This window comes from Acidovorax sp. HMWF018, from assembly GCF_003061035.1.
Lineage (GTDB): Bacteria > Pseudomonadota > Gammaproteobacteria > Burkholderiales > Burkholderiaceae_C > Acidovorax > Acidovorax delafieldii.
The window spans coordinates 1-8,420 of record NZ_QAIM01000003.1 but is presented as its reverse complement, the minus strand read 5'-3'; the positions used below and the strand labels follow the sequence as shown (position 1 = coordinate 8,420).

Here is an 8,420-nt window from a genome sequence, read left to right as displayed (position 1 = left end):
GCCATCAGGCGGCGGGCGTACTCGACAGCGGCGGCGGGATCGTGGATAGAGCAAGGGCCAATCACCACTAGCAGGCGGTCGTCCTTGCCCGCCATGATGTTGTGAATGTTCTTGCGGGTCTGGGTGATCAGCGTCTCGACCGGCGTGCCGCCGATCGGGAAGAAGCGGATCAGATGCTCGGGAGGAGGCAACACGGTGATGTCCTTGATACGTTCGTCGTCGGTCTGGCTGGTTTTCTCGACGCTGCGGTACCAGGCATCGCTGGTGGGATTGGTAGTGGCCGTCATGGTTGCTTCCTCGTGGAGTCGGTTGGAGTGGATGGAAAAACGGGAGGGCTGAAAAACAAAAACCGCCGGGCTTTGCAGCGTCGGCGGTTGGTATGGGGAGGTTGTGTGTGCTTGCGCGTTTTCCTCTCATCCGCCGGGGACCGAGATAAAAAACCAAAAATAAAACGCGCTGCGAACTTGCATGGAAAGCAATGTAGCACAGGAGTGCGGCAGTTCAGCACCCTCGGCATGTTGCAAATGCACGACATCCACTCGCCCCAAAAGCGCCAGACCAGAGCGATTCACCGGCGTCCACCCCGAAACCATGCACGCAAGCGCTGCAACGCCGAGGGCTTGCGCGGCGGCGGCACGTCTTGCAAGTCGCTCGCAGGATTGGTCTGGTGCTCGTACATGTCGATGAGCAGCAGCGCTTCGCCCAAGGTCCGCCAGGCCAGCAGCTCGAACTGGTCAAAGCTTTCGCTTTCTTTGGTGCTGCGCCGCTCCAGCATCAGTTGCCAGTCTGCAATGGCGTTGCGCAGCTCGCGCAGTGCACGCTGGTAGGCGCCAAACTCGTACAGCGCGTGCCACGCTGAGCCCAGGCCAGTCAAAAACAGCTGATGTTCACGCGCGCTGTGCGACAAGGTCACCACGCGGCGCGTGATCTCGGTGGTGTCCGTACTGGTGCGGCGGATGCGAACTGCCTCGTCGATCTGCGAGGACAACGCACCAAGGCTGTCACGCAGCTGGCGCGAGTCCTCGTCGGCAACGCCCTCGCGCAAAAAGCGGCTGATGTCTCCAAACGACTGGAGCGTCAGCAATTGACTGGGGCGCGTGGCAGGCATGGTGTCACCCATTGTGCGCTGGCCGACGCGCAGTACAAGCCCCGAAAAGCGGGTGAAAACGCGAAGTCACGCACCACCCCAGGTCTGCCGGCAGGCTGCCAACGCTACCCTCAGGCCGTACCGCCCACCGTCAAGCCTTCGATGCGCAGCGTGGGTTGCCCCACGCCCACGGGCACGCTCTGGCCTTCCTTGCCGCAGGTACCCACGCCGCTGTCGAGGCGCATGTCGTTACCGATCATGGTCACCTTCTTGAGCGACTCGGGGCCGCTGCCGATGATGGTGGCGCCCTTGACGGGGTACTGGATCTTGCCGTTTTCCACCCAGTACGCTTCGCTGGCCGAGAACACGAACTTGCCCGAGGTGATGTCCACCTGCCCGCCGCCGAAGTTGCTGGCGTACAGGCCCTTCTTGATGCTGGCGATGATCTCTTGCGGGTCCTTGTCGCCGCCCAGCATGTAGGTGTTGGTCATGCGCGGCATGGGGATGTGGGCATAGCTTTCGCGGCGGCCGTTGCCGGTGGGTGCCACACCCATCAGGCGTGCGTTCAGCGAGTCCTGGATGTAGCCCTTCAAGATGCCATCCTCGATCAGCACATTGCGCTGGCTGGCATGGCCTTCGTCATCCACGTTCAGCGAACCTCGGCGGTCGGCAATGGTGCCGTCGTCCAGCACAGTGACACCCTTGGCAGCCACGCGCTGGCCAATGCGGCCACTGAACGCGCTGGAGCCCTTGCGGTTGAAGTCGCCTTCCAGCCCGTGGCCGATGGCCTCGTGAAGCAGGATACCGGGCCAGCCTGAGCCCAGCACCACGGTCATCTCGCCCGCCGGGGCGGGGCGCGATTCCAGATTGACCAGGGCCGCGTTCACGGCCTCGTCAACGTACTTACCCATTTGCTCGTCGTCGAAGTAGGCGAGACCAAAACGACCACCGCCGCCAGCAGAGCCCATCTCACGTCGGCCGTTCTGCTCGGCAATCACCGTGACCGACAGCCGCACGAGCGGTCGCACATCGGCCGCCAGGGTGCCATCGGCGCGCGCCACCAGCACCACGTCGTATTCACTGGCCAGCCCCGCCATCACCTGCGCCACGCGCGGGTCCTTGGCCCGGGCGCGCTGCTCCAGCCGCTCCAGCAGCGCCACCTTGGCCGTGCTGTCCAGCGAGGCAATCGGGTCCACGCCCGGGTACAGGCTGCGGCTGGATGCTACCTTTTTAGGAGCTACCCGCACTTTGCCTGCGTTCGCTATAGACGAAATAGCCCGTACGGTGCGCGCTGCGTCCAGCAGCGATGCCTCGGAGATGTCGTCCGAATAGGCAAAGGCCGTCTTCTCGCCACTGACAGCACGCACCCCCACGCCCTGGTCGATGCTGAAGGAGCCTGTCTTGACGATGCCCTCTTCCAGGCTCCAGCCTTCACTGCGGGTGTACTGGAAGTACAGGTCTGCATCGTCCACCTGGTGGGTGCGGATCTCGGCCAGTGCGCGGGCGAGGTGGCCTTCGTCCAGGCCAAAAGGGGTCAGCAGCAGTTCACGGGCAACATCAATGCGCTGGCTGGTGGCCGCACGCTGGGGCGCGGCAGTGGTGGAGCGGAAAGTCATCGAAGCATTTTAGGCGCCTGACCAGCCCCTGCCCGTGTGGAGCCCACATGTCCCTATTTGACCCTGGCGCCCCGTCAGCGCCGCCCCGCCGCCTTACGCGGCGGTCTGGTCATCCAGGCCGGCCTCGGCCGCATGGGCCTGCACCGACTCGATGCCCGCGTCCCGGGCCTTGGCACCGGAGTACATCTGGCTTTGGCCAATCACCTGGCCATTGGCGGCCTTCAACGTGAAATATGGCGCTCCGTTCTTGGCACTGAGCCTGCCAAAACGGCCATCGTTCGGAGCGTTCTTGCGCACCGCCTCGATACCACCCAGCGCGCTGGCTCGAGACTCGTACATCTCGCTGGTCAGGATGACCTGACCGTTGGCGGCCAGCAGGTTGAAGACAAACTTGTCGTTTTTCGACTTCTTGAGCTCGAACTTCGCCGCCATGGGGAAACCCTCCGGATGCTGAGCGGCCAAAACACGGTTGGCCAGCCGGTTTGTACCCCGAGGGCGTGTTCCAGGCAACCAGGCCCACAAGGCCCTACAGTGCTGCAGGAAGAGGATCCTTGGTTTCCTGCTTCTGGGATCGCGCCACCGACATCAGGATGCCCAGTGCCAGCCCCAGCGTCACCATGGCGGTGCCGCCATAGCTGATGAAGGGCAAGGGGACGCCCACCACCGGCAGGATGCCACTCACCATGCCCATGTTCACAAAGGCATAGGTGAAAAAGATCATAGATACCGCGCCCCCCATGAGGCGGCCAAACAAGGTAGTGGCGCCTGCGGCAATGGCCAGGCCGCGCCAGACCAGCAGCAGAAAACACACCAGCAGGAACAAGTTGCCCGCCAGGCCAAACTCTTCCGAATAGGCGGCAAAAATGAAGTCGGTGGTGCGCTCGGGGATGAACTCCAGGTGGGTCTGAGTACCCGCCATGAAGCCCTTGCCCCACAGGCCGCCCGAGCCGATGGCGATCATGCCCTGGATGATGTGAAAGCCCTTGCCCAGCGGGTCGCGGGTGGGGTCCAGCAAGGTGCAGATGCGCTGCTGCTGGTAGTCGTGCAGCACCACCCATCGCACGCCATCCGCGCACAGCTGGTCGCCCAGCAGCACCAGGGTGGCAATGCCCACACCGCCAATCAGCACCGGGGGCAGGATCAGCTTCCAGGAGAGGCCCGCAAAAAAGATCACCGAGAGCCCCGCCGCCAGCACCAGCAGCGAGGTACCGAGGTCGGGCTGCTTCATGACCAGGCCCACTGGAACCGCCAGCAGCAGGCCCGCCGCAGCAAAGTCCAAGGGACGCAGCGTGCCCTCGCGCTTCTGGAACCACCAAGCCAGCATCAGTGGCATGGCGATCTTGAGGATTTCGCTGGGCTGGATCACGATACCCACGTTGATCCAGCGCGTGGCCCCTTTTTTGGTGATGCCAAACAGCGCCACCGCCACCAGCAGGGCCACCCCGGTCAGGTACAGCGGCACGGCGCAAGCCATGATTTTCTGGGGGGGCACCTGGGCCACCATGAACAGGATGGCTCCTGCAATCAGCATGTTGCGCCCGTGGTCCACAAACCGCGTGCCGTGGTCATAACCCGACGAATACATGGCCAGCAACCCCGCGCTGGCCAGCATCAGCACCAGCAACAGGAGGGGAAGGTCAAAGCCCCGGAACAGGGGTGCCAGACGCTGGACGAGCGTGGGCTTTTCAAAAACGACGGCCATTCCCCGATTATCGGGGGGATGCCGGGCGTCAGAGCAGCCAACGCCCCGGCAGGGCGATCGCCGACAGCGGCACTACCCTGCCTGCCGGAAGGCCATCACGGCCTGGTTGCGCAGGGTGCGCAGCAGGCCCAGGGCCTTGTCATCCACCACAATGCCCCCCGGTGTGGCCTGATCGGCATAGATGAGGGCAAAGGGCTGCCCCTTGATTTGCAGCGGCAGCAGCAGGAACGACGGTGCATTGACGCCCTTGCGGTACCACTCGGGCAGCCGCGCCTGCATGCGGGGCTCGGTAGCGTCGTTGATCAGGGTGTCTGCACCGCGCAGGCACACGGCGGCAAACAGGTCGCCCTGGGCCTTGAGGGGTACCTTGAGGGCCCGCACGGCCACCTCGCTGCCCTCCCCCAGGCCAAAGCGGCCGGTCAACATGTCGGTGCGGGCCTCGCGCAGGCAAAACACCATGCGCCGGAAACCCAGCGCGCGGAACATGGTCTCCAGGATCATGCGCAGTACATCGTTGAGCTGAAAACTCTCGACCATGGCGTTGGTGATGTCCTGAATGCCTGCCGCCAGCACCTCATTGACCTGCGCCACCGACACCGCCCCTCCGGCCTGGGACTCCAGCAAGGCAGGCAGGGGCTGGGTTTCGTTCACGCGCAACTCGTGGGCGCCCAGCGCGTCATCGGGGGCCACAGACGCACCCGCAGCCGACGGCAGCTTGAGCAGGCGGGCGGCTGGTGTGTCCGGCGCCACGCGCAGGTCCAGCGCCTCGGCCAGTGCCACCAGCTTGTGGCGCGCACGCAGGGTGGCTTCGGCAATGGCCTCAGCCGACAGCGCCAGCGTGCGTGCGTAGCGCGTGCCCACTTGGCCCAGCTGCCCCTCCAGCTGAGCAGGTTCGCAGAACAGCAAGGCGCTGGCGACCTCATTGGCCGCCATGGCCGCCCAGCGCAAGCGCTCCACCCCATGCTCGGGCGCGCGCTGCATGGGTGAGCCCAACGGCTTGCGCATACAGCGCTGCAGGCTTTCGGGCAGACCCCAGACACGCGCCACGCCCACTCCCAAATCCTCAAACCCGAGGCCCAGCACCTGTACCGATGCAGCCTCTTCCCCGCCCTCCATGCGCCCCGAGGCCACCAGGCTACGCACCTGCCGGGCCTCTTCAGGAAAGTAGAACTCGCACAGCATGCGCCCCAGGTTCTGGAACATCGCCCCGATGAAGGCCTCCTCGGCCGCCTGGCTGGTGCTGCACAGCTCGGCCGCGACCGAGCCCGCCATCATGGCGCGCAAAAATTCCTCTCGCATCTGGCTGGCATGGGCCTTGTCCTGCATGTGGTCCAGCAACACCAGGCTCAGCGCCATGTTCCGCACTGCATTGAAGCCCACCAGGCTTACCGCGCGCGACACGGTGCTGATGGTGCCCCGGCTGGCGTGGGCGTAATGCACGCTATTGACCAGACGCAGCAGCTTGTTGGTGAGCGCCACGTCTTTCAGGATCTCGTGGGTCAGGTCGCTGATGCTGTCGTCTTCCGAATTGGCCACCCGCTGGATGCGGGCCACAGAATCCGACAAGGCCGGGAAGTCGCTCTTGTGGCGCATGCGCCGCAGCAAAAAGTCCAGCGTGGCGTTGCTCGCGGCCGATGGCGCACTGGCCGGAGCCGCCCAGGCGCGCAGCGCATCCCGAAAGTCCGCCGCCGTGGCGTAGCGCTGCGCGGGATCGCGTGCCATGGCCCGCTGCAGGATGGCGCGCAGGCCGTCGTCCACGCCGGGGCCCAGGTCGGCGGGCAGCGCCAGGTTTTCGTTGGCAATGCGGTACAGCGCCTGCCAGGTGTCTTTTTGGTGGATGAGGGGGCGCCCCGTCAGCATCTCGATGAGCACCAACGCGGCGGAATACACGTCCATCCCCGGGGTGGGCGCAGCGCCCGCCGCCGCCTCTGGTGCCATGTAGGCGGGCGTGCCGCTGGCCAGCTGTGCATCGGGCGCGGCCTGCACGGGGGCCGCCATGCCAAAGTCCATCACCCGGGCGTGCCGGTGCGCATCGATCATGATGTTGGACGGCTTGAGATCGCGGTGCACGATGCCCGCTTGGTGGGCGGCATGCAAGCCATCAAGCACATCCACCAAAAGCGCCACGGCGTCATGCGGCGTACAGCGCCCCTGCTGGGCCAAGTGTTCGGCCAGCGTGTGGCCTGGCACGTACTCAAACACGATGTAGGGCTGCAAGCCCTGCACGTCGGCCTCGAACACCGGCACGATGTAGGGGTGGGCCAGGCGCCCCACATGGCGCGCCTCGCGCAGCCACTGCTCCAGCACGGAAGGGTCCTGGTCCTGCATGGGGCGCATGAGCTTGATGGCCACTTCGCGCTGCAGACGGGGGTCCAGCGCCAGCCACACGGTGGCCTGGGCGCCCCGGCCCAGCTGCTTCTTGAGTTCAAACCGACCCAGCGAGGCAGGCGGCTTATCGCCTGATCCGAGCGCCCATCGTCTGGCAGTGGAAAGCGGGGCAAAATCGGTCATGGTGCGGGTAGCAAAACCAGGCGCCGCACGGTGTGGCGCCCCGGTACGCACATCTTATGCCTGCGCCAGCCCGGTTAAAGCAGTGATTCCCCTGCCCCGATCACTTTCTGTCTCATGACCACCACCCACCTGCTGTACCTGCACGGTTTTCGCTCGTCCCCTTCGTCGTCCAAGGCTCGCCAGACTGCGGCCTACATGGCAGCCCACCACCCCTCCGTGACCTTCTGGTGCCCCCAGTTGCCGCCATCGCCGCGGGCCGCCATGGCGCTGGTGGCGCAGGGCATTGCCGGTTGGCCCCTGCCATCCATGGCGGTGATCGGCTCTTCGCTGGGCGGCTTCTACGCCAGCTGGGTGGCGCAGCACGCGGGTTGCCCCAGCGTGATGCTCAACCCCGCCGTGGACCCGGCACGCGACCTGGCCCGCTACATCGGCGAGCAAACCACCTGGCACGACCCGAACGAGCGGTTTTATTTTCTGCCGGAGTACATCGACGAGTTGCAGGCCCTGGACATGCGGGGTCGCTCGCCCGCAGCCCCTGAGCTGGCCATCGTTGCCAAGGGCGACGAAGTGCTGGACTGGCGCGAGATGGTGGGGCGCTACCCGCAGGCCAAGCAGGTGGTACTGGAGGGAGGCGACCACGCGCTGGGCAACTATGGGGACTACCTGCCCTTGGTGAGCCAGTTCCTGCGGCTGGCCTGAATGCGCGGAGGCCGTCCGCCGCGCCTCCGTTCAGGGCTTGAGGTGTGACGAAATCCGCCGACCCTGCTCCCGCCACCGCTCATAGTCCGCCGGGTACGCAGCGCGGTATCGCTTGAGGTGAAACGCCGCCTCGTCGTCCAGCCCCAGCATCGTGGCGCTTTCGATCAGCGGCTCGATCACCCGGGGTTCGGGCGAGAAGTGCAGCAGCTTGTTGGCCACGGCAAAGACTTGGCCCGCGTTGCTGGGCGAAAGCTCGATGGTGGTCAGCAGCGCAAAATCGACCTGATCGGTGAAGAAGGGGGTGTTACCCACCTTGCGAACGGTGTCCTGGCGCAGGGACAGCGGCCGGTCGGCGAGCGGTTTGTACAGCTGGCCGACGCGATAAAAATCCCAGCCCACGTAGGCCCCTGTTGCCAGCGCGGCCACGATGATGCCGACCGCCCCCCGGCGTGCGCCCAGCGAACTTGCCCAGCCGGGCAGCTGCCAGCGCCACAGCAACGCGACGGCCAGCACCGTGACCAGCTGGAACGGGCCGTACCACAGCGGAAACTCCAGCAGGCTGTGCAGACCCAGCAGCGCCAAGATGCCCCAGGCCAGTTGCCGCGCTGGATCGGTCTCGCGCCAGGGCTTTTCGCGCAGCACCCACACCACCACCGCGGCGCAAAAGATCAGCGCCACCGGCACGCCCAGCTCCACCGCAAGGTGCAAGGGCAGGTTGTGGGCGTTGTCCAGCAACACACAAAACCGCTCGCCCGGGAACACGGTGACGTAGTGCGCGTAGTCCAGCTCCCCCCAGCCCCAGCCC

The 8,420-nt window shown here is 65.5% G+C and carries 7 protein-coding genes and 1 pseudogene; 1 reads left to right on the top strand and 7 read right to left on the bottom strand.

Features of this window, described 5'->3' with window-relative positions; all coding sequences use genetic code 11:
- The 6 genes and pseudogenes from DBR23_RS00135 to DBR23_RS00110 all read right to left on the bottom strand — a co-directional run.
- Positions 1-287, bottom strand: a pseudogene (locus DBR23_RS00135) (3-deoxy-7-phosphoheptulonate synthase); the annotation flags it as partial.
- A gap of 281 nt (positions 288-568) precedes the next feature.
- A complete protein-coding gene (locus tag DBR23_RS00130; RefSeq protein ID WP_108496900.1) occupies positions 569-1,108 on the bottom strand; it encodes a hypothetical protein in 540 nt (179 codons plus the stop codon).
- A 110-nt stretch (positions 1,109-1,218) separates the two neighbouring features.
- Positions 1,219-2,703 (bottom strand): metalloprotease TldD, encoded by a 1,485-nt coding sequence (gene tldD / locus DBR23_RS00125; RefSeq protein ID WP_108496899.1) that lies wholly within the window; start codon positions 2,701-2,703, stop codon positions 1,219-1,221.
- Positions 2,704-2,796: 93 nt separating this feature from the next.
- Complete coding sequence (locus DBR23_RS00120; RefSeq protein WP_056066369.1) at positions 2,797-3,135, bottom strand: YegP family protein; 339 nt, start codon at positions 3,133-3,135, stop codon at positions 2,797-2,799.
- Between the two features lie 94 nt (positions 3,136-3,229).
- The gene (rodA, locus tag DBR23_RS00115; protein ID WP_056746916.1) at positions 3,230-4,405 is read right to left on the bottom strand and encodes a rod shape-determining protein RodA; all 1,176 of its coding nucleotides are present in this window, start codon (positions 4,403-4,405) and stop codon (positions 3,230-3,232) included.
- A gap of 72 nt (positions 4,406-4,477) precedes the next feature.
- A complete protein-coding gene (locus tag DBR23_RS00110) occupies positions 4,478-6,916 on the bottom strand; it encodes a serine/threonine protein kinase (protein ID WP_108496898.1) in 2,439 nt (812 codons plus the stop codon).
- A gap of 114 nt (positions 6,917-7,030) precedes the next feature.
- Between DBR23_RS00110 and DBR23_RS00105 the strand changes: the two genes are divergently transcribed.
- Positions 7,031-7,615, top strand: coding sequence for a YqiA/YcfP family alpha/beta fold hydrolase (locus tag DBR23_RS00105; RefSeq protein WP_108496897.1), 585 nt, complete (start codon positions 7,031-7,033; stop codon positions 7,613-7,615).
- Between the two features lie 30 nt (positions 7,616-7,645).
- Here the strand turns inward: DBR23_RS00105 and DBR23_RS00100 are convergent.
- Positions 7,646-8,420: Wzy polymerase domain-containing protein (locus DBR23_RS00100; protein ID WP_199227590.1), on the bottom strand; the 775-nt coding region annotated here is incomplete at its 5' end.